General features: G+C 52.9%; 21 protein-coding genes. 11 read left to right on the top strand and 10 right to left on the bottom strand.

What is annotated here, in order from left to right; genetic code table 11:
* Positions 1-75: 75 nt before the first annotated feature.
* Positions 76-1,449 carry an MFS transporter gene (locus tag F8561_RS21885; protein WP_151887936.1) on the top strand — a complete coding sequence of 458 codons (1,374 nt, stop codon included), beginning with the start codon at positions 76-78 and terminating at the stop codon, positions 1,447-1,449.
* Positions 1,450-1,497: 48 nt separating this feature from the next.
* Here F8561_RS21885 and htpX read toward each other — a convergent pair whose 3' ends face one another.
* The 4 genes from htpX to F8561_RS21865 form a co-directional block, all read right to left on the bottom strand.
* Complete coding sequence (gene htpX, locus F8561_RS21880) at positions 1,498-2,379, bottom strand: protease HtpX (protein WP_014170610.1); 882 nt, start codon at positions 2,377-2,379, stop codon at positions 1,498-1,500.
* A gap of 193 nt (positions 2,380-2,572) precedes the next feature.
* Complete coding sequence (gene prc, locus F8561_RS21875) at positions 2,573-4,621, bottom strand: carboxy terminal-processing peptidase (RefSeq protein ID WP_020883416.1); 2,049 nt, start codon at positions 4,619-4,621, stop codon at positions 2,573-2,575.
* Between the two features lie 19 nt (positions 4,622-4,640).
* Entirely contained in the window at positions 4,641-5,327 is a 687-nt protein-coding gene (gene proQ, locus F8561_RS21870) for an RNA chaperone ProQ (RefSeq protein ID WP_014170612.1), read from the bottom strand.
* A 96-nt stretch (positions 5,328-5,423) separates the two neighbouring features.
* A complete protein-coding gene (locus tag F8561_RS21865) occupies positions 5,424-5,921 on the bottom strand; it encodes a GAF domain-containing protein (RefSeq protein WP_063215244.1) in 498 nt (165 codons plus the stop codon).
* A gap of 132 nt (positions 5,922-6,053) precedes the next feature.
* On the opposite strand from F8561_RS21865, the gene yebS reads away from it, so the two are divergent.
* The 4 genes from yebS (at position 6,054) to F8561_RS21845 (ending at position 11,804) form a co-directional block, all read left to right on the top strand.
* A complete protein-coding gene (gene yebS, locus F8561_RS21860; RefSeq protein ID WP_020883415.1) occupies positions 6,054-7,337 on the top strand; it encodes a membrane integrity lipid transport subunit YebS in 1,284 nt (427 codons plus the stop codon).
* Positions 7,306-9,939, top strand: a complete 2,634-nt coding sequence (locus tag F8561_RS21855; RefSeq protein ID WP_151887935.1) for a PqiB family protein — start codon at positions 7,306-7,308, stop codon at positions 9,937-9,939. Before yebS ends, F8561_RS21855 begins: the two co-directional genes overlap by 32 nt.
* A gap of 76 nt (positions 9,940-10,015) precedes the next feature.
* Positions 10,016-11,458 carry a 16S rRNA (cytosine(1407)-C(5))-methyltransferase RsmF gene (gene rsmF, locus F8561_RS21850; RefSeq protein WP_151887934.1) on the top strand — a complete coding sequence of 481 codons (1,443 nt, stop codon included), beginning with the start codon at positions 10,016-10,018 and terminating at the stop codon, positions 11,456-11,458.
* Between the two features lie 106 nt (positions 11,459-11,564).
* Positions 11,565-11,804 carry a YebV family protein gene (locus F8561_RS21845; protein WP_020883412.1) on the top strand — a complete coding sequence of 80 codons (240 nt, stop codon included), beginning with the start codon at positions 11,565-11,567 and terminating at the stop codon, positions 11,802-11,804.
* 34 nt (positions 11,805-11,838) lie between these two features.
* On the opposite strand, the gene pphA is transcribed toward F8561_RS21845, so the two are convergent.
* Positions 11,839-12,483 (bottom strand): protein-serine/threonine phosphatase, encoded by a 645-nt coding sequence (gene pphA, locus F8561_RS21840; protein ID WP_149376774.1) that lies wholly within the window; start codon positions 12,481-12,483, stop codon positions 11,839-11,841.
* Between the two features lie 167 nt (positions 12,484-12,650).
* Here pphA and F8561_RS21835 point away from each other — a divergent pair, with 167 nt between their 5' ends.
* From F8561_RS21835 to F8561_RS21825, 3 genes are all read left to right on the top strand, one after another.
* Entirely contained in the window at positions 12,651-13,592 is a 942-nt protein-coding gene (locus F8561_RS21835; protein WP_014170619.1) for a VirK/YbjX family protein, read from the top strand.
* Positions 13,593-14,145: 553 nt separating this feature from the next.
* The gene (locus F8561_RS21830) at positions 14,146-14,349 is read left to right on the top strand and encodes a hypothetical protein (RefSeq protein WP_226778101.1); all 204 of its coding nucleotides are present in this window, start codon (positions 14,146-14,148) and stop codon (positions 14,347-14,349) included.
* Positions 14,350-14,414: 65 nt separating this feature from the next.
* A complete protein-coding gene (locus F8561_RS21825) occupies positions 14,415-15,281 on the top strand; it encodes a glycosyl transferase family 17 (protein WP_020883409.1) in 867 nt (288 codons plus the stop codon).
* Positions 15,282-15,970: 689 nt separating this feature from the next.
* On the opposite strand, the gene F8561_RS21820 is transcribed toward F8561_RS21825, so the two are convergent.
* The 3 genes from F8561_RS21820 to yobA are packed head-to-tail and all read right to left on the bottom strand — an operon-like array spanning position 15,971 to position 17,568.
* Complete coding sequence (locus tag F8561_RS21820) at positions 15,971-16,309, bottom strand: YebY family protein (protein WP_014170622.1); 339 nt, start codon at positions 16,307-16,309, stop codon at positions 15,971-15,973.
* Positions 16,310-16,325: 16 nt separating this feature from the next.
* Positions 16,326-17,195, bottom strand: coding sequence for a copper homeostasis membrane protein CopD (gene copD, locus F8561_RS21815; protein ID WP_032678425.1), 870 nt, complete (start codon positions 17,193-17,195; stop codon positions 16,326-16,328).
* Position 17,196: 1 nt separating this feature from the next.
* Positions 17,197-17,568 carry a CopC domain-containing protein YobA gene (gene yobA, locus F8561_RS21810; protein WP_113656005.1) on the bottom strand — a complete coding sequence of 124 codons (372 nt, stop codon included), beginning with the start codon at positions 17,566-17,568 and terminating at the stop codon, positions 17,197-17,199.
* 137 nt (positions 17,569-17,705) lie between these two features.
* On the opposite strand from yobA, the gene F8561_RS21805 reads away from it, so the two are divergent.
* The 3 genes from F8561_RS21805 to exoX all read left to right on the top strand — a co-directional run bounded on the left by F8561_RS21805 (position 17,706) and on the right by exoX (position 19,383).
* Positions 17,706-17,936: a DNA polymerase III subunit theta gene (locus tag F8561_RS21805; protein WP_013096102.1), complete on the top strand. Its 231-nt coding sequence runs from the start codon at positions 17,706-17,708 to the stop codon at positions 17,934-17,936.
* A gap of 109 nt (positions 17,937-18,045) precedes the next feature.
* Complete coding sequence (locus F8561_RS21800) at positions 18,046-18,696, top strand: carbon-nitrogen hydrolase family protein (protein ID WP_138614244.1); 651 nt, start codon at positions 18,046-18,048, stop codon at positions 18,694-18,696.
* A gap of 24 nt (positions 18,697-18,720) precedes the next feature.
* Positions 18,721-19,383, top strand: coding sequence for an exodeoxyribonuclease X (exoX, locus tag F8561_RS21795; protein WP_151887933.1), 663 nt, complete (start codon positions 18,721-18,723; stop codon positions 19,381-19,383).
* Here exoX and ptrB read toward each other — a convergent pair.
* Both ptrB and F8561_RS21785 read right to left on the bottom strand, forming a co-directional pair.
* A complete protein-coding gene (gene ptrB, locus F8561_RS21790) occupies positions 19,380-21,440 on the bottom strand; it encodes an oligopeptidase B (protein WP_151887932.1) in 2,061 nt (686 codons plus the stop codon). The two genes, exoX and ptrB, sit on opposite strands and share 4 nt — an antisense overlap.
* 85 nt (positions 21,441-21,525) lie before the next feature.
* On the bottom strand, positions 21,526-22,176 hold the full coding sequence (locus F8561_RS21785) for a tellurite resistance TerB family protein (RefSeq protein WP_020883404.1): 651 nt from the start codon (positions 22,174-22,176) through the stop codon (positions 21,526-21,528).
* Positions 22,177-22,272 lie beyond the last annotated feature (96 nt).

The raw sequence follows: 22,272 nt of genomic DNA, 5'->3' as shown, positions 1-22,272 counted from the left end.
TGCGACATAAAACTGAAATAACGATGCTAAAATAGTTACCCTGAGAATAATTTCACACTGAGCTTTTCATCCCTAATGGAAAAAAACCTGTCCGATGGCCTGCCTTTGCCCCAGCGGTATGGCGCTATCGCAACGATTGTTATCGGTATTTCAATGGCCGTCCTTGACGGTGCAATCGCTAACGTTGCCCTGCCAACCATTGCCAGCGACCTGCATGCCTCCCCTGCCAGTTCTATATGGATAGTCAATGCCTACCAGATAGCGATCGTGGTTTCACTGCTCTCGTTCTCTTTCCTGGGCGATATGTTCGGTTACCGACGGGTGTATCAATGTGGCCTGCTGGTGTTCACCTTTACTTCACTTTTCTGTGCCCTTTCTGATTCGCTGCATACTCTGACGCTTGCGCGCATAGCGCAGGGTTTTGGGGGGGCGGCACTGATGAGCGTCAACACGGCGTTGATCCGCTTAATCTATCCGCAGCGTCATCTGGGACGCGGTATGGGGATAAACTCGTTTATTGTCGCCGTCTCGTCTGCGGCCGGGCCAACCCTTGCGGCGGCCATACTCTCTGTCGCGTCCTGGCAGTGGTTATTCGCCATTAACGTACCGCTGGGTATTGTGGCCCTCTTCTTTGCTCTGCACTATCTTCCCGCGAACGGTCCCAAAAGCACGATGCCACGCTTTGACCTTATCAGCGCAGTGATGAATGCCCTGACCTTTGGCCTGCTGATTACTGCCCTGAGCGGCTTTGCACAAGGTCAGTCCCTTATACTTACCGCCGCGGAGCTCATTGCGCTGCTGGGGATTGGCTTCTTCTTTGTACGCCGCCAGCTCGCGCTCCCTGTCCCTTTATTGCCTGTCGACCTGCTGCGTATTCCTCTTTTTTCTCTCTCGATTTGTACTTCTGTTTGCTCATTCTGCGCCCAGATGCTGGCCCTGGTCTCTCTGCCCTTCTTCCTGCAAAGTGTGGTGGGACGTTCTGAAGTCGAGACCGGACTGCTGTTAACGCCGTGGCCACTGGCGACGATGGTAATGGCGCCGCTGGCAGGGTATTTGATTGAGCGCGTCCACGCCGGATTGCTTGGCGCGCTGGGGCTTGCCGTCATGGCCACGGGGCTGTTCGCACTCGCACTACTCCCCTCATCACCCACCGATCTGGATATCATCTGGCGCATGATCCTGTGCGGTGCAGGGTTCGGTCTGTTCCAGTCGCCTAACAACCACACCATCATCACCTCAGCGCCGCGCCATCGCAGCGGTGGTGCCAGCGGTATGTTGGGCACCGCACGTCTGCTGGGACAAAGCACCGGCGCGGCCCTGGTCGCGCTGATGTTTAATCTTGCCGGGCAAAATGGCAACCACGTTGCACTTTTCACCGCAGGCGCCCTTGCCACCCTCGCCGCCATCATCAGCGGGCTGCGCATTACCCAGCCCAGAGTACAGGCATAAAAAAAGCCGGGCGGATATCTCCAGCCCGGCTCATTGCTCTTCTTAGCGTTACTTCAGGTATTCACCACTGCGCAGCGCTTCAATACGTTTATCCAGCGGCGGGTGACTCATAAACAGCTCGCTCAGCGATTTTGATTTACCGTTAATGCAGAATGCCATAATGCTGGTCGCTTCCTGCGGTTCATAGCTGGTTTTCAGACGCTGCAGCGCGGCAATCATCTTCTCACGGCCAACCAGTTTCGCCGAGCCGGCATCCGCATGGAACTCACGGTGACGGGAGAACCACATGGTGATGATGCTGGCCAGAATACCGAATACCAGCTCCAGTACCGTCGCAACCGCGAAGTAGATCAGCGGGTTGCCGTTGCTCTCTTCCCCTTCATCGCGGTTCCCGCCCATAAAGCCTGCCGCGATCTGCGCCAGAATACGGGAGATGAAGATAACAAAGGTGTTCACTACGCCCTGGATCAGGGTCATGGTGACCATGTCGCCGTTCGCGATATGGCTGATTTCGTGAGCGATAACCGCTTCGGCTTCGTCACGGCTCATGTTCTGCAACAACCCGGTGCTGACGGCAACCAGAGACGCATCACGGCGGGCACCTGTGGCAAAGGCGTTAATATCTGGCGCGTGGTAAATGGCCACCTGCGGCATGGCGATACCCGCCTGCTGCGATTGCTGAGCCACGGTATTCATCAGCCACTGTTCCATATCGTTACGCGGTTGCTCAATGACTTCACCACCTACCGATTTCAGTGCCATCCATTTCGACATCAGGAGTGAAACGAATGAGCCACCAAAACCAAACAGCAGCGCCATAATCAACAGACCCTGAACGCTGCTCGACTGAATTCCTGTCAGGCTTAGCACGAGCCCGAAAACCACCATCACCGCAAGGTTGGTGAGCAGGAAGAGCGCGATTCGCATCATAATTTTCTTTTAACCTCAGTTTAACAAAGCGCACTATGCGATTACCCACATCGTATGGGTATTACGGCTATTTTCAAGCATCCATCGGGCGTAAGTCACCAGAAAGACACAACTTTACACAATTGGAAATTTGCCTGACGGGAGAATGCGGAACAAAAAGAAACAGGCACAATTTCTTGTGCCTGTTGGGGGATTATTTTGCCGGTGCAGGTTGCACGGCGGGCTTCGCCTTTTCCTGATTCGCCAGGTCAAGAGCAATATGCACCGTCTCGTCGAGGTAAGGATCCGGCTCCTGGTAATCTTTTGGCAGATCGTCCAGTTTCTTGAGCAGAGGCTTACCTTCACGCTTGAAGCGATCGTTGATACGCGCCAGACGCGTTGCATCATCTTCGTTGTTCTCTTTCTCACGCTGAGCGTAGTTGAGAGAAACAATATTCCGCTTATCTTTCAGGGCATTGAAACGAGCAATGTCCTTCATGATGTACTGGAATTCCGGATCTTTGGCGATGCGATCGTTGTGCGCTTTCAGCAGTTCAGGACCAAACTGCGTCATATCACCCGCTTTCACGTAGGTCGCGGCGTTAATGCTATCCCACGGCAATGCGTTATCTTCAAACTTCTCGCCGGTTTCAGTCTCTTCCGTGCCTGTCGGCATCATGATATCCGGCGTCACGCCTTTACGCTGCGTACTGCCACCGTTCACACGATAGAATTTCTGAATGGTGTACTGAACCGAACCCAGTGCAGGCCATTCCGGACGCAGCATCTGATCGTAGATACGATTCAGAGAACGATACTGCTGTACGGTACCTTTACCAAATGTCGGCTCACCGACAATCAGCGCACGGCCATAGTCCTGCATAGCGGCGGCAAAGATTTCAGACGCGGAAGCACTGAAGCGATCGACCAAGACCACCAGCGGGCCTTTGTAGTAGACCACACCATCGTTGTCGGCATCTTCACGTACTTTACCGTTGTTATCGCGCACCTGAACCACCGGACCAGACGGGATAAACAGCCCGGACAGTGAAACCGCTTCGGTCAGCGCCCCACCACCGTTGCTGCGCAAGTCGATGATGACGCTGCTCACGTTCTGCTTTTCAAGCTTCTGCAGCTGGACTTTTACATCATCAGTCAGCCCGACGTAGAAGCCCGGGATATCCAGAACACCCACCTTCTCTTTACCCACGGTCTTCACCGACATTTTCACCGCGCGGTCTTCCAGGCGGATACGCTCACGCGTCAGGGTAACGATACGGGTTTTGGTGCCTTTACCGGCTGGCAGAATTTCAAGGCGAACTTTGCTGCCTTTCGGGCCTTTGATCAGCGCAACCACATCATCCAGACGCCAGCCGATCACATCGACCATGTTCTGTCCGGTTTGACCCACACCAACAATGCGATCGCCTACGCTTATCGCTTTGCTTTTCGACGCCGGGCCACCGGCGACCATTGAGTTGATCACGGTGTAATCATCGTCCATCTGCAGCACCGCACCGATACCTTCCAGAGACAGGCTCATTTCGGTATTAAACTGTTCGGTATTGCGAGGCGAGAGATAATTGGTATGCGGATCGATTTCGTGAGCGAAAGCGGTCATCGCCAGTGAGAAAACATCTTCACTGTTGGTCTGAGCCAGACGACGAATAGCGAATTTGTAACGACGCGTCAGCGTGTCACGGATCTCTTTTTCATCTTTGCCGGTCAGCTTAAGGCTCAGCTCGTCGTATTTTACTTTTCCATCCCACAGCGCATTCAGCTCGGCTTCGTCTTTCGGCCAGGGCGCTTTGCTGCGGTCCAGATTAAAGGTGTCGTTGCCGGTGAAGTCCATCGGACGTTCCAGCACTTTCAGCGCATACTGATAGCGTTCAAAGCGGCGCTTTTGCGACAGGTTATAGAGATCGTAGAACAGATCCAGCTTGCCTGAACGCAACTCGTCACCCACCCCGGATTTACGCTTAGCGAACTGCTCGACATCGCTGGCGAGCAGTACGTTATGGCTGTAATCCAGCAAGTTCAGATAGCGGTCAAAGATTTTGGCCGAAAAGGCCTGATCGAGATCGAACTGACGATAGTGCGAACGGGTGAAGCGTGAGGTCACACGCTCGCTCACCGTCGCGTGCTGCGTCTCTTCCTTGAGGACCGGAATTTGATCAACACGCGTGATATCGTCCACTGCGAAAGCATGGCCCGTTATAGCAAACAGGCCCGCCAACGCGGTGAGCTTAAAAAAAGTGTTCATGCCAGGCTTGGCCTCCGTTTCAGAACAACAAGTGTTCTGCGCGTACAATCATTGACATACCAGAAGTCAGCTGTACACGAACGCCATCTTTGGTGATTTCCAGTACGGTGGCGTCCATTGCGTTGTTACCCGCTTTCACCTTCAGTGCCTGACCCACGCTCAGGGCGTTAATGTCAGAAACCGGCGTATGGCGCGGCTCTTCACGAGGGGCGCGCGGGGCTTTAGCTGCTGGTTTGTCAGCACGCGGTTTGCGATCGTTATTATCGTTACGACGCGGCGCTGGGCGTGGTTTACGCTCACGACGAGGCGCTTCTTCCTGGCCGTTTGCCGCTGCGGCTTCGCGTTTTTTCGCTTGCTGTTCTGCACGTTGTGCCTGAACGCGTGCTTTGGCTTCTTCCAGCTGTTTACGTGCGTGCTCAACGTGCTGCTCGTCCAGCTCACCACAAGGGTTGCCGTCAAGATCAACACGCGTCGCGCCCGCTTTGATACCGTACAGGTAACGCCAGCTCGAAGTATAAAGACGTAAGGCGGAACGAAGCTGAGTTTTGCTGAGGTTCATTTCCCCCTCAACGCGTGCCACCAGATCCTGAAAAATACCGACTTTCAGGGGACGAGCTTCACCTTCAGCACTGAAGCACTGTGGGAAACGCTCGGCCAGAAATGCGATAACTTCTTTACTGCTATTCAACTTAGGTTGATTTTCCATGAAATTTCCTGATTACAACGGACGTTGCCAACAAGCGCAGGCATGAACAGGCGTCATTATAATGACGCTATCAGTAAATGCTACGTTATCCGTTGATTATCCTGCTACGCTCGCAAAGAATTTTTGATAATCGGTTGCGTCGAGAACGTTTTCGAGGTTCGCCACCAGCTCGCGCAGCCCTTGTTCGTCCTCGGTTGTGAAGCGACTGAAGACCGTGCTGTCGATATCCAGAACGCCAATAATCTGATTTTTTACCACCAGAGGCAGAACGATTTCAGAATTACTGGCTGCGTCACAGGCAATGTGTCCGTCAAACGCATGGACGTCTTCGACGCGCTGTACCTGATTAGTCGCGACCGCTGTACCACAAACGCCGCGTCCTACGGGAATACGCACGCAGGCAATTTTCCCCTGGAACGGGCCAAGCACCAGCGTTTCATCTTCCAGAAGGTAAAAACCGGCCCAGTTAACGTCTGATAGCCGTTCAAACAGCAATGCGCTAGTATTTGCCAGAGTGGCTAAGAAGCTGGTCTCACCCGCCATCAATGCCTTAAAATCGCGGTTAAGATCCGCGTAGAATTCTGTTTTGTTCATTATTCAATCACTTAGTTGTCTTACAAAATTACCGCATAGCCTATTAAAATAAGCATTAAATGCGCTCATGCTCAAGATGAATCCGTTCATGAGTTAATATAACGTTCAACAATACTTATTTGTGCGCAGCTGATGGCCTTAAAAACAACCAAAATTACGCCGACAAAAAAGATAACTGTCCATACGGTAAGCGAAGCTTTGCCTCGTGCACATTATCAGCGTTGCCCGCAGTGCGATACGCTTTTTATGTTGCCGAAGATGAAATCGCATGAAAGTGCTTTTTGCCCCCGCTGCGACGCTAAAATTCGCGACGGACGCGACTGGTCGCTGACCCGTCTCGCCGCGATGGCCATCACCATGCTGCTTCTTATGCCGTTTGCCTGGGGCGAACCGCTGCTGAAGCTGTACCTGCTTGGTGTGCGTATTGATGCCAACGTACTGCAGGGGATCTGGCAGATGACGCGCCAGGGTGACCCGCTCACCGCCGCCATGGTGCTGTTCTGTACGGTCGGCGCGCCGCTGGTGCTGGTCGCTGCCATTGCCTATCTTTGGTTTGGTAACATTCTGGGGATGAATCTCCGCCCCGTGTTGCTGATGCTGGACAAACTGAAAGAGTGGGTCATGCTGGATATCTACCTGGTGGGCGTCGGCGTGGCGTCCATAAAAGTCCAGGACTATGCATTCTTGCAGCCCGGGGTCGGACTCTTTGCATTTATTTGCCTGGTCTTGCTGAGCATCCTCACACTCATTCATCTGAACGTCGAACAGCTCTGGGAGCGCTTTTACCCTCAGCGCCCGGCCACGCGACCGGATGAAAGTCTCCGGGTCTGTCTGGGGTGTCACTATACTGGCTTGCCCGACCCACGTGGCCGTTGCCCGCGGTGTCATATTCCCCTGAGACTGCGGCGCAATAACAGTCTGCAAAAATGCTGGGCCGCGCTGATTGCCTCGCTGGTCTTTTTGATCCCGGCCAATATGCTGCCGATTTCCATCATTTACGTGAATGGTGGGCGCCAGGAGGATACCATCCTCTCCGGGATCATCTCCCTCGCCCACAGCAACGTGGGGGTGGCGGCAATCGTGTTTATCGCCAGTATTCTGGTGCCGTTTACCAAAGTGGTGGTGATGTTTACCCTGCTCCTGAGTATTCACTTCAAATGTGAGCAAGGTTTACGTACCCGAATTCTGCTTTTGCGATTCGTCACCTGGATTGGCCGCTGGTCGATGTTGGATCTGTTCGTGATTTCGTTGATGATGTCGCTGATCAATCGCGACCAGTTATTAGCTTTTACAATGGGACCCGCAGCTTTTTATTTCGGCTCCGCGGTGATATTGACTATTCTTGCTGTGGAATGGCTGGATAGCCGCTTACTTTGGGATGCACATGAGTCAGGAAACGCCCGCTTCGCCGACTGAAGCGAGAATTAAAACAAAACGCCGCATTTCTCCATTCTGGTTGCTGCCTGTCATCGCCCTGATGATTGCAGGCTGGCTTATCTGGACGAGCTATGAAGATCGCGGAAGCACCATCACCATTGACTTCCAGTCTGCCGACGGCATTGTGGCCGGGCGAACCCCTGTCCGCTTCCAGGGGGTTGAGGTGGGTACCGTTCAGGACATCAGCCTGGGAAAAGGGCTGAATAAAATTCAGGTCCGCGCCAGCATTAAGTCCGATATGCAGGATGCGCTGCGCAGCGAAACGCAGTTCTGGCTGGTAACGCCTAAGGCCTCTCTGGCGGGTGTTTCAGGGCTGGATGCACTGGTTGGCGGTAACTACATCGGCATGATGCCGGGTAAAGGTGAACCGCAGGATCACTTTGTTGCGCTGGATACCCAACCAAAATACCGACTGAATAACGGCGATCTGATGATCCATCTGCAGGCACCGGATTTGGGTTCCCTCAACAGTGGCTCACTGGTTTATTACCGTAAAATTCCGGTAGGTCGCGTTTATGATTACGCCATCAACCCGAATAAACAGGGCGTGACGATTGATGTGTTAATCGATCGCCGCTTCACTAACCTGGTGAAAAAAGGCAGCCGTTTCTGGAACGTCTCCGGCGTGGATGCCGATCTCAGCCTGAGCGGTGCCAAAGTGAAGCTCGAGAGCCTGGCCGCACTGGTCAACGGTGCCATTGCCTTCGACTCTCCGGAAAACTCCAGCCCGGCCACGGCAGATGACACCTTCGGATTGTATGCTGACCTGGCGCACAGCCAGCGCGGCGTGATCGTCAAACTCGCCCTGCCCGATGCTAAAGGGCTGAAAGCGGGTTCTACACCGCTTATGTATCAGGGATTGCAGGTTGGGCAGCTCACCAAAATGACGCTCAATCCAGGCGGTTCCGTGACCGGTGAGATGACCGTCGACCCGAGCGTGGTTGATCTCCTGCGTGAAAAAACGCGTATCGAGATGCGCAGCCCAAAACTGTCTCTGAACGATACCAGCCTGAGCAATCTTCTGACCGGCAATACGTTTGAACTGATCCCCGGTGAAGGTCAACCCAGCAACAGTTTCGTTGTTGCGCCGGCAGATAAAGCGCTGCTGCAAAAACCGGGCGTCGTAACGGTAAAACTGACCGCGCCTGAAAGTTACGGTATCGAAGCCGGCCAGCCGCTGATTCTGCATGGCGTCCAGGTGGGCCAGGTGCTGGAGCGTACGCTCTCTGAAAACGGCGTGAGCTTCTCGGTGGCTATCGATCCGCAATACAGCGACCTCGTGCATGGCGACAGTAAATTTGTGGTGAACAGCCGCGTCGACGTCAAGGTTGGCCTCGACGGCGTTGAGTTCCTCGGTGCCAGCGCCAGCGAATGGGTTAACGGTGGGATCCGCATTTTACCGGGCAATAAAGGCCCGGTGCGCGACAGTTATCCGCTGTATGCCAACCTGGACAAAGCGATTGAAAACAGCATGAGCGATCTCCCAACCACGACACTGACGTTAAGCGCCGAGACGCTTCCTGATGTCCAGGCTGGCTCCGTCGTGCTGTACCGGAAGTTTGAGGTCGGGGAAGTGATTGCCGTACGCCCTCATGCGGACGCGTTTGATATCGAATTGCATATCAAACCGGAGTATCGCAAGTTGCTGACCCCGAATAGCGTGTTCTGGGCCGAAGGTGGTGCGAAAGTGCAGCTTAACGGTAACGGGCTGACCGTGCAGGCCTCCCCGCTTTCACGTGCGCTGCGCGGAGCGATCAGCTTCGATAACCTCAGCGGTGCGGGTGCAAACCTGCGCAAAGGCGATAAGCGTATTCTCTTCCCGTCTGAAACCGCTGCCCGTGCCGTTGGCGGACAGATTACCCTGCATGCTTTTGATGCAGGGAAGCTGGCGGAAGGGATGCCTATCCGTTATCTGGGTATTGATATCGGGCAGATCCAGAAGCTGACGCTTATCACCGCGCGTAACGAGGTGCAGGCCACCGCCGTGCTCTACCCGGAATATGTTCAAACCTTCGCCCGCTCAGGCTCCCGCTTCTCGGTGGTGACGCCACAGATTTCGGCCGCTGGCGTTGAGCACCTCGACACTATCCTGCAGCCTTATATCAACGTCGAACCCGGTAAAGGGAATGTTCGCCGTGACTTTGAACTGCAGGAAGCCACGATCACTGACTCTCGCTATCTGGATGGCCTGAGCATTGTGGTGGAAGTGCCGGAAGCAGGCTCGCTAAACATCGGCACACCGGTGCTGTTCCGCGGGATTGAGGTGGGTACAGTGACGGGCCTGACGCTCGGTACGCTCTCTGACCGCGTGATGGTGGCATTACGCATCAGCGATCGTTACCAGCACCTGGTGCGTAATAACTCGGTGTTCTGGCTGGCCTCCGGCTATTCACTGGACTTCGGTCTGACGGGCGGGGTGGTGAAAACCGGCACCTTCAACCAGTTCATTCGTGGCGGTATTGCTTTCGCTACACCACCGGGGACGCCGCTGGCGCCGAAAGCGCAACCGGGCAAACACTTCCTGCTGCTCGAAAGCGAGCCGAAAGAGTGGCGTGAATGGGGCACTGCCCTGCCGCGTTAATCTCAGGGCTCCGGTGTCAACGCACCGGAGCCTTTATGTTACACTGCGCCCCTGAACTTTTCCCTGTGGTGTGCACGTGGCTCAAAACTCCGTATTTCTTCCTGAACAATTCCTGGCGCAGATGCGCGAGGCGCTTCCTTCTCACCTCTCGTTAGACGATTTTATCGCCGCCTGTCAGCGGCCGTTGCGCCGGAGTATTCGCGTCAACACGCTGAAAATAAGCGTCGCCGATTTTCTGGCGCTGGTCTCGCCGTATAACTGGCAACTGACGCCAGTACCGTGGTGTGCAGAGGGTTTTTGGATTGAACGGGATGACGAAGCGTCGTTGCCATTGGGCAGTACCGCAGAACATCTGAGTGGTCTGTTTTATATCCAGGAAGCCAGCTCGATGCTGCCGGTTGCCGCCCTGTTTGCGGATGATAATGCGCCAGAACGCGTCATGGATGTCGCTGCCGCGCCGGGCTCCAAAACCACGCAAATTGCCGCCAGGATGGGAAATCGCGGGGCCATTCTCGCCAACGAGTTTTCAGCCAGTCGCGTAAAAGTTCTGCACGCTAACATCAGCCGCTGCGGGATCCATAACGTTGCCCTGACGCACTTCGATGGCCGCGTATTTGGCGCAGCCCTGCCAGAAGCGTTTGATGCCATCCTGCTGGACGCGCCCTGCTCCGGCGAAGGGGTGGTGCGTAAAGATCCTGATGCGTTAAAAAACTGGTCTGTGGAGAGTAACCTTGAGATTGCCGCCACCCAGCGCGAACTGATCGACAGCGCCTTCCATGCCCTGCGTCCCGGTGGCACATTGGTTTATTCGACCTGCACCTTAAACCGTGACGAGAACGAGGACGTCTGTCTGTGGCTCAAGGCGCAATACCCTGATGCCGTCGAGTTCCTGCCGTTAAACGGCTTGTTCGCTTCAGCCAATGAAGCCGTCACGCCTGAAGGATTTCTGCACGTTTTCCCCCAGATTTATGACTGCGAAGGTTTTTTTGTCGCACGGTTGCGTAAAACGCAGGCGGTTGAGCCACTGCCAGCCCCGACGTTTAAGGTCGGCAATTTCCCCTTCGCCCCCATGAAAAGGCGTGAGGCGGAGCAAGTCACTACCGCCGCCGCTAAGGTCGGGCTGGCCTGGGATGACACATGCCATCTTTGGATTCGCGATAAAGAGATTTGGCTTTTCCCGGCAAATATTGAGCCGCTTATCGGCAAGGTACGTTTTTCCCGCATCGGGATCCGCCTGGCGGAAGTGCACAATAAAGGCTATCGCTGGCAGCATGAGGCGGTTATCGCCCTCGCCGGCAGCGAGAATACGTTCGGCCTGACGCACCAGGAAGCCGAAGAGTGGTACCGGGGCCGTGATGTATATCCGGACAACACGCCATCGCATGATGAAGTGGTGGTGACCTATCAGGGTTATCCGTTAGGGCTGGCGAAAAAGGTGGGCTCGCGACTGAAAAACAGCTATCCGCGAGAGCTGGTACGTGATGGACGATTGTTTACCGGTAACGATCGCACCGGCTGAAAAAAAGCGCATTTTTTTACTGGCGATTTTGCTCTCCTTGTCTACGATCAAAAATGGATGCCCATACTGGTCATACCAGATTTTGATAACACACCCGGAGAGCAATATGACGAAAACCAGCGTGCGTATTGGCGCTTTCGAAATCGACGACGCAGAATTGCGCGGCGAAGCACAGGGCGAACGAACGTTAAGTATTCCCTGCAAATCCGACCCGGATTTGTGCATGCAACTGGATGCCTGGGATGCCGATACCAGCGTACCGGCAATACTTGATGGCGAACACTCAGTTCTTTACCGTGAGCATTACGATAGTCAATCCGATGCCTGGGTCATGCGTCTTGCCTGACCTAAAGAGAACCCGCCCGAAGGCGGGTTATTTATTACTGAAGCTGCGCCAGCGTAAAGTAACCATCGAAAACGGCGCCCGTATCAATGTAGTGCAGGTTATTAAAATCATACCGCCGGTCAAGTGGCGTATGTCCGAACCAGAAATGGTCCGCACCGCCGATCCCCTGCCCTTTCCCGACCATAAACCCCATCAGCCGATCGCGATCCCATAGTACGTGCTGGGCGCTTACGGGTTTTTGCCAGCGGTATTCCGCTGCGGGATAGTCAGCGTGAGCAATCACATTCACACCGTTTGCACAGGTTATCTCGATAATGTGCGGCAGTTCCCGACACGCATTAAGTAACGTCAGCGCCAGCTGCTGCTGTGTGTGCTCAAGGCGGGTAAACCAAATTCCGCCATTCATTGACCAGAGTGCAAAATCATTATTATCAAGACTGTCGATAGCCATTTGTTCATGGTTGCCCCGTACTGCACAAAACCATTTTTCATTCATGAGCTGTAAACATTTAATACTGTCAGGGCCACGGTCAATTACATCCCCTACGGAAATAAGCAAATCCTCATAAGGATTAAAATGCCGGCGTTTCAGTTCATCCATGAGCCACTGATAACAACCATGTATGTCGCTGACAACCCAGACGTGCCGCCACTTCCCACCATCGATTCGCTGATACATAAAACCTCCTTGCTTAAGTATAGACGCAGCAGAAATTGCAGCTGACACGTGCAGCATTCACAAAGCCAAACGAACGGTAAACCAAATGGAAATAAAGATCCGCGCGCTATTAATCCCTTTTTGCTGACTCTTTAGAATAAGGCATGAATTAAACGAGAGGTCTTAACGTGTCTAATATGCACCTGCACAACGATGTGTTCTATCCGCATCGCACAAATATCATTTCCGAGCTGGTGAAAGGAAAACGCGTTCCGGGTCCAATCTGGCAGAAGCGCGAGTATCGTCTGAAGTTCCTGCTGCGCTCGCTCCTGTTCTGGTCTTCCACCCATCGCGTGCTGGAAACGCTCTCAGGACGTGATGATTTTGACCGTCTGCTGGCCTCTCAAATTACCTTACCGAGTAAAACCCATCGGCAGTATCTGATGCGTGGCCTGACGGCCGGCGATCGGGCTGACGCTATCATCAGCCATTATCACTGGGTCGATAGCCTGAAAAATATCACCCTCGCCAACGCGCTGACCAGCCCGCAAGAGCAGACGATAGTGCAATTTCAGGCAAAAAACGACGCGACGTATACCGTGAGTGCCTCCTCTGCCGGCAAAGCCGAGCGGGAAGGTGAAAGCACGCTGTGGCTGCGCGACAGCGAGAATACCGTGCTCGCAAGCCTGACGTTTAGCGTCGCCCGCAGCAACGGGCAGCGAGTGCTGGTGATTGGTGGGCTCCAGGGGCCACGTCGCAACGTCTCGCATGACGCCATTAAACTGGCGACCCGCGCCTGCCATGGCCTATTTCCAAAACGCGTGCTGATGGAAGTGGTTTTCCAGCTGGCCGCACATTCATCCGTCCGTGCGATTTTTGCTGTCGGTGATGAGGGGCACGTTTTCCGCGCACTGCGTTACCGCCTGAGCAAAGGCCGTCATTTCCATGCCAGCTATGACGAATTCTGGGCAAGTCTGGACGGTAAGAAAATCTCCCCCTTCTGCTGGCAACTGCCGTTACAGATGGAGCGTAAATCCCTGGAAGATATCGCCAGTAAAAAACGGGCGGAATATCGCCGTCGCTTTGAACTGCTTGACTGCATTGAGGCTGAGGTGAAATCACGCTTTTAAGCGCGCTGAGAGCTTTCTTCAACTCTGCATAAAAATTTAACAAAACCGGCAAAAAGGGCATGCCGTTTTGCCGGGCGATTGATGTCGATTCGGTCGAAAGGTATTTTTTTATAGGTAAAAAGTGATCCTTGAGGTTACGTCCGGCCAGAACTGACGATCTGTGGGATAAAATTGACCTTCCTCCCAGTTCATTTGCCCCGCTTTTCAATGTGATTTACTCTCCACTCTGCCGCTGTTGCAAAGATATTTTGCAATAGCGGACTGAACATTAAGCCCGTTTCTGTTTTGGTTCGTTGATGAAAAACCCTGAAGGGACTACCGTTGTATGAAAAGCGTGCCCTCTTGCCACGGGGTCTCACCTCCCGAAAGGTAGTACAATCATCGTCACAGAGATGCTGTTGCTATTCATTACTGAGGTGTCTAAACTTTGCTGATATTTCGTTAGGATACGATTATAATTGCATACTGATTTACGAATGCAATTGCTGTCTCCACCCTAATTTTCTTATATTTAGATAACCAACTATGTCCGTTCGGCTTTTACAGGTGTGTTATGCCTCTGATTGAAAACTATGCCTCACCTACGCCGGAAGACCTTGCTCTACTCAAGTCATCGCTCGGTCTTACGGGTACCCAAATGGCAAAGTTTGCCGGGCTTGCAGGAAGCAATCACTGGCGAAAATACACCGGCGGTGAGTTACCTCGCGTAATGGGGATGCACAGGGTGTTTTTTGGCCGCTCATTTAGTTTTAAATGAAAACGAATTAAATAAAGTGACAGGAAAAATGCGCGATATCGGTGCAAAAAATTAAGGAATTGATGATGATTTATGATTGTTTTTTATATTATGATGAAGATATGTTGTTAGACATCCGTCTACACACACTCTCGGATGTCGTTGACAAATTCGTTATTGTTGAATCAACATATACTTTTACCGGAAAACCAAAGAAACTCAATTTCGACATCGAGAAGTTCACGTGTTTCGCCGATAAAATCATTTATGTTGTAAACGATACGGACCCAACAAAAATTCCGGGTGCAAAATATACCACTGATAATGAAGTTGATCCCTGGGCTGTAGAATCGCACCACCGCAATAGCATTATGCAAGGGCTTGTAAACGCACAGCCTGACGATATCATTCTTGTTTCTGATGTAGACGAAATTTTTGATCCCGCAGTGATCGACAGGATTAACCCACGCCATCTGTGCACGACTATCCATCAAAATTTTTATAATTATCAGTTCAATATGCAAGTATTTAATACTAATGGTACTCCCCGAAAATGCACGTTACCGAGAGCAACAACATATAAAAATTTATTAAATTATTTTGATGGTGAACCTGAATCTTTCAGGAATATAAAGCATGCCCGTAAAAATAAAAATTGGTCGTGGTTTAAATGGAACTTTTTTAAATTAAAGAATAAAACTATCGATAATGGTGGCTGGCATTTCTCGTGGGTAATGTCCCCTGAACGCATTTCTGAGAAGATGGCGACTATTTCTCATCAGGAATACAACACTCCTGATTTCAATAATCCAGAACACATTATGAAAGTACTCAAAAATGCAGAAGATATTTGGGGAAGAGACAGGAAGCTAATTAGGCAGGCGCTAGAAAAACCCGTATTCCCAGCCTATCTCGTTGACAATAAAGATAAGTTTAAAGACTTTATCCTTTAATCACGTCATATCTTTCCAGCAAACATAACGGGGTGTTGTGGTTATATCAACATTGATGCCATGCCCCCTCTCCTTTCCCGGTTGTCCTTAACGTAGTCTTTCCCGGATAAAAAATATAGCACCGCAACAGTTGACGGTTAATGGCCGCGCATATGTGTGCTACACCTCTCCGTTACCCCAGTTCCTGTAAGCAAATTTGCAAGCGTTCTTCCATGATTGCCACTGTCCCGACATACACTCAAGCGGCAAACAGCACTGATTGTCGTCGCATGGACACAATGGGATGCAGGATAAAAGAGTGCGTGATGATCCCTAAATTTGCGTGTAAATGAATTGTGAATGTTAAAAACGGTGTGGTATAACGGGAAATACCGAATATTCAAGTTCGGACAATTTTAGGGTACTTTGGTGGCAGATCGCTGTAAGTGACTGAAATTTAAAATAGATAAAAAGAGACCGAATACGATTCCTGTATTCGGTCCAGGGAAATGGCTCTTGGGAGAGAGCCGTGCGCTAAAAGTTGGCATTAATGCAGGCTAAGTCGCCTTGCCTTTTAAGAATAGATGACGACGCCAGGTTTTCCAGTCCTCAGTTAAAGCGGCCGGAAAAAAAGCGTATGAGCATCATTAAAAGTGAAAAACCGCAGTGCTTTCGCAAGCATCTGCGGTTTTTTATTGGAAACCCGAAGATTAACAAAGCGTATCTGCACGCTCGATAAACGGTGCCAGGCTCATCTTCTGACCTGGATGTGCGGGATCATCAATCTGAATAACGCTGATTGGCTGTCCACTGCTTTTGCCACTGGCGACCTGCTGCTCTGCGACATCATTTAAAGGGTATTGCACCAGCGTGCTTGGGTTAATCGCATACAAGGCGTGCCCCGGACGGCAGGTTAGCATCACCTCTTCACGATTAAACGCCCATTTGTCCTTACCCACTTCAAAACGACTGACGGTAATGACCTGTGGTGCGGCCAGGGCACTCCCCGTGCAGGCCAGCAAGATGAGAGAAAGTAGTGTCTTTTTCATAGGATAGTTAACCTTGTCAGAAGGGTTCCCAGGTCGCGAACAGACTGACTGTAGCCAGCACCAGCGCACCCAGCACCACTTCTGCTTGTGTCATTCTGATAAATATTTGTTGTTCTCGCCCGCTTTGCGCACGAAACCGTGGCACCAGAAAATACCGATTTGCCAGCGCAATTACCACCATCAAAGCCACCAGCGCACATTTGAACAACAAAAATTGCACGTAACGGGCCTGCCAGGGAATATCGATACCCAGAATAAACAGCGCATTAAAAACGCCGGTAAGCACCACGCCTGCTACGGCGTAATGCCCCACGCGTGAGAAGCGCATCATGGTGTAGATTGCGGCAGGCTGCCACTGCCCTTTCGCCAGACGCATGCAAAACAGCAGCGGCAGTAATCCGCCAAGCCAGGTCGCGGCGCATAACACATGAAGAGCGTGATTAAGACGCTGTAATGCGCCCACCGCGCCTTCGTTCATTGTCGCATGCCCTACTCCCGCCAGCAGGACGAACTGTCCCATGGCGAGCAGTAACAGCCGTGAGCCTTTATGCGGAGCCAGCCATGCTGTACCGGCAGTAAGGGCCGCGAGAATGATTTGCCACAGCCAGACGCTTCCAAACTGCGTCCCCAGCACGCTACGCCAGATGTCGGGGTTGACGACATCGCCCCAGCCATTCCCCATTAACCCACCCTGAAGCGTAAACATCAGGAGCGCTGTCACCAGGCTGATTAACGCCGCCATTCTCTGCTGCGACTGAAAACGCCGGGACATGAGCCGTTGCAGAGAGGAAGGAGCAAACCAGACGCTATACAGCGCATTGCCAAAAATAAGCATTAACGCGCCGAAATGGAGAAAGCGCAGCCCTACGTAGCACATCGCCAGCATGCTATTTCACGCTAAAGTGATAACTGCCTTTTGTCTTGTGGCCGTCTACCGACACCACATGCCAGTCAACCTGGTAGGTTCCGGGCGTCAACTCGCGATCCAGCGACACATTCAGCTGCGTCTTGTCTTTCTCGTCGCGTTTAACGGCACCGGTCCTGATGGTCTGCTTTTGTGCATCCGTCACCACCACACCGCTAAAACCGGGCTCAATACCTTCTGAAAACGTCAGCGTCAGCGTGCGCGGTGCCGTCACGAGGCTATCTGCTGCCGGAGTCTGTTGTTTAAGGTGAGCGTGCGCCAGCACGGAGGGTGACATCACGCAAGAGGCCAAAAAGACCAGTGCGCCTGCCGCGCGGGAAGAGGATAAACCCATCGCAATCATTCCTTTTTGTTATGCCTGTATGGCAAAGAATAACTCTGTATAATAAGCGAGTCGAGGATCATCCCACCTCTGCTTGTCATCGTCGAGCAATCGCGGTAACGTTGCCGCCGTCTAAAAAGGAGAAGGTAATGAAGATCAATCTGGCCGCCCTTCCTCAGGACGAGATGGATAAAGTGAATGTCGATCTCGCTGCCGCTGGCGTCGCATTTAAAGAGCGTTACAACATGCCCATCGTGGCTGAAGTGGTTGAACGTGAGCAACCTGCTCATCTGCGCGACTGGTTTCGCGAACGCTTAATTGCACATCGTCTCGCCTCCGTTAACCTTTCTCGTTTACCGTACGAACCTAAAGTTAAATAAGCTTAACGAGTCGTTACACTTCCTTACGCGGAATATGGCAGGATAAGAAAACCCTGATTAAATTAGGTGTATTCTTAAATCACTGCGACTCTGTGTAAAGGAAGTCACGATGTCACAATGGAATATTGCTGCGGCCCAGTATGCCGGGCTGCACCACAGTGTAGATGAACATGTCGCGCACCATCTCCGTTTCATTGCCGAAGCGGCACGCCAGCAGTGCGATTTGCTGGTATTCCCGGAGCTCTCATTAACTGGCCCAGGGACAACGACGCTCCCCGCCCCTCCCGATGATAAACAGCTGGCCCCGTTGCTAAACGCCGCGAAATTATACCGGATCACTATTATTGCCGGGCTTCCGCTCGACGTGAATGGCCATCGCCAGAAAGGCCTTGCCCTGTTTACCCCCTCTCGCCATAGCATCCTGCGCTACCCTCAGGGTCGTGGTGCAAGCCTGATCCCGGGTGATAAGCAGCTGACGATCGTCGATGCACATGCTGATTCACCAAATCTCGACCCGCAGGCGACGCTGTTTACCAGCTGCCAGTCAGTGGGAGACAGCCGCTGGCGGCAATCCATCAGTACCCTGCAGCGATTCGCACACAAATATGCCATTGCGGTGTTAATGGCGAACGCACGCGGCGGCAGCGCGTTATGGGATGAAAAAGGTCAGTTGATCGTCCGCGCGGACAAAGGTGAACTGCTATTGACCGGATCTCTTGGCAGACAGGGTTGGCAAGGCGATATCATTCCTTTAGGCTAGGCGTTTTAGGCTCAGGAGAGTTCAATGCTGCGCGTCATCGATACCGAAACCTGCGATCTTCAGGGCGGAATAGTGGAAGTGGCTTCTGTCGACGTGATTGATGGAAAAATAGTCAACCCAATGAGCCATCTGGTACGTCCCGACCGCCCGATCAGCCCGCAGGCTATGGCTATTCATCGAATTACAGAATCGATGGTGGCGGACAAACCGTGGATAGAAGAGGTGATACCCCATTATTACGGTAGCCCGTGGTACGTCGCGCACAACGCCAGTTTTGACCGCCGGGTGCTCCCCGACATGCCCGGAGAATGGATTTGCACGATGAAACTGGCGCGTCGTCTCTGGCCTGGGATTAAGTACAGCAATATGGCGTTGTACAAATCCCGTAAGCTGAGCGTCAAAACGCCGGAGGGTCTGCACCATCACCGCGCCCTGTATGACTGCTACATCACCGCCGCGTTACTCATTGATATTATGAATAACTCCGGCTGGACCCCTGATGATATGGCGACCATTACCGGGCGTCCGGCATTGCTGACTACCTTCACCTTTGGCAAATATCGCGGTCGGGCGGTTTCCGATATTGCGGATAAAGATCCGGGCTATCTGCGCTGGCTCTATAACAACCTCGATAAGATGAGCCCGGAACTGCGTTTAACGCTTAAGCACTATCTTGGCGAAGCTTAACGCTCCGCACGGCCTGGCAGCGTCTCCTGTGTCAGGCCAATTAAAAACGCATACTCCAGTGCCACGCCTTCGTAAGATTTAAATCGTCCCGATTTCCCGCCGTGACCGGAGTCCATATCCGTGCACAGCAGCAGCAGGTTGTCGTCGGTTTTCAGTTCCCGCAGTTTCGCCACCCATTTTGCAGGCTCCCAGTATTGCACCTGTGAATCGTGCAATCCGGTGGTCACCAGCATGTGCGGATACGCTTTCGCTTCTACATTGTCGTACGGGCTGTACTCTTTCATGTAGCGATAGTAGATCTCATCCTGCGGGTTGCCCCACTCTTCAAACTCTCCGGTCGTCAGTGGGATGGATTCATCCAGCATGGTCGTTACCACATCGACAAACGGCACCTGCGCAATAATCCCTTTAAAGCGTTCGGGACGCTGATTGATGACGGCCCCCATCAATAATCCTCCCGCGCTGCCGCCCATACCAAAGCAAAGCCCAGGATCGCCATAGCCCTGCTCAATCAACGCATCGCAGACGTCGAGATAATCATTGAAGGTATTTTTCTTTTTCAGGAATTTCCCGTCTTCATACCAGTGCTGACCCAGCTCCCCGCCGCCGCGAACATGCGCAATGGCGAACACAAAACCGCGATCCAGCAGACTTAACCGGCTGCTGCTGAAATCAGCGTCCATGCTTGAGCCGTAGGAGCCGTAGCCGTAAACCAGAATCGGATTCTTACCTTTCTGGAAATGCGCCCGATGATAAACAAGCGAGACCGGCACCTCGACGCCATCGCGGGCGGTAACCCACAGGTGTTCGCTTCGGTAGTTGTCGGAATCGAACCCTTTCACTTCGGACTGTTTAAGCACCTGACGTTGCCCGGTGTCCATATCCAGCTCAAAGAGCGTATCGGGCGTGGTCATAGACGAGTAGCCGTAGCGCAGACGCGACGATTCCGGCTCAGGATTAAACCCTATCCACGTAACATAAGCCGGGTCGTCAAACGCAATCCCGATCACTTCCCGCGTTTTGCGGTTAATTTGCCGAAGGCTGGTCAGCCCCCGCTGGCGCTCCTCAACCACCAGCCAGTCGGTGAACAGCGTAAACCCTTCGAGCATTACCTGCTCCCGGGCGGGGATTAACACTTCCCACTTACGTTCATCGCGTACTTTGGTTTTGTAGAGGCCAAAGTTTTTACCCTCCCGATTAGAGCGCAGGTAAAAGCTGTGCTGGAAGTGATCGAGGCTGTATTCATGATCTTTACGTCGCGGCAGGAAGCACAGCGGCTGCGCATCAGGTAGCTCGGCGTCCAGCAGCAGAACTTCAGAGGTTGTGGCGCTGGCCAGGAAGATAATCACATAGTGGCGGGACGAGGTTTTGTGCAGGCTGACATAAAACGTTTCGTCTTTCTCTTCGTAAACCAGTTCGTCGTCAGCAGAATCCGTCCCAACGGTGTGGCGCCACACCTGGTAAGGTAACAATGTGGAGGCATGCTTTTTGACGTAGTAAACCGTTTCGGAATCATTCGCCCAGACAAAGTCCGGCGAAACGTTATCCAGCATTTCCGGATACCAGTTACCGGTTTCCAGGTTGCGAAAACGCAAACCGTACTGACGACGGGAGAGGTAATCCTCCGCCAGCGCCATAATGGTGTTATCGGGGGAAATAGACATGCCGCCGAGGGTATAAAACTCGCTATGGGCGGCGCGCTGGTTGGCATCCAGCAGGATGTCCCACTCATCCCATTCGGCGCATAACACCGACTGTCGCTGGTAGATGGGATACTCGTTACCAGGTTCGTAGATATGGCGATATCGATAGCCATTTTTGGTCCATGGCGCGGAAATATCGCGCTGGGGGATACGCTGCACCATTTCATTTAACAGCTGGTCCTGCAACGCCTGCTGGCTGGACATGACCTTGCGGCCATAGTCGTTTTCCTCGTGCAGGTAGTCGAGCACTTCTGGCCGGGAACGGGAGTCGTCCCGCAGCCAGTAATAGTTATCTATACGCGTATCGCCATGCGTGGTGATCGCATAAGGAGTACGTCGGGCTTTCGGTGGCATGTCATCATTCTTTTGAGTTTTACACCCTATAAGGTTGGCAAAACCCACGCATGATGCAAGCGAAACATGGCTGCGACGGCGGCAGTTAGCCCTGTAACGCCCGTTTTTGCTCCTGAATATCCTTCTCGATCCCGTCCCGGACATCTTGTGGGATCTTCAGGGCATCACCCAGCGCATTGAGATAGCTGCGCTCCATAAAGTGATCGATATCGATGGCGGCACAGCTCAGAAAATAGAGTTCAAGCGCCTCTTCCTCATTTTTCACGCTTTGCGCCAGACGCTGCGGTTCGAGTGGCTGTTCGATGGCCTGCGCCACCAGCGCTCTGCCCCTTTCTTCGACACCGGCCTCACGCAGTTGCTGCTCAATCGCCGATCGTTCCTGGTCATCAATGTGCCCGTCGCTTTTCGCCGCGAACACCAGCGCCAGGATGAGCCGTTCGGTACGCAGATCCAGCGGCGAGGTCTGCTCACCAAAGTGGGGTTCGTCGCTGTGCGCGGTCCGCACTCTGTCCTTGTATTTGTTCCACAGTACGGTACCCGCAATAGCGCCGCCGCCCGCCAGCAGCGCGCCGGTACCATACTTTGCCAGTAACTTACGCGAGGATTTATTGGCAACCAGCAGTCCAGCCAGCCCGCCAAGCGCCCCCGGCACCAGGAGTTTGCTCAGCCCCTGCTCGCCGGATGACGACGTTTTCTGCCCCAACATGGATTGCAATTGATTTAGCCAGCCTGACATGGTTTCCCTCACTTAACGGTGAATATGTCTCCCAGCGTAAGCGAGCAGGCGTCAGGAAATGTCTGCCACGGCTAAAGAAGCGCAAATTTCTTAACC

Source organism: Enterobacter sp. 198 (genome assembly GCF_009025585.1).
Classification (GTDB): Bacteria; Pseudomonadota; Gammaproteobacteria; order Enterobacterales; family Enterobacteriaceae; genus Enterobacter; species Enterobacter ludwigii.
This window is presented reverse-complemented; position numbering and strand designations above follow the sequence as displayed.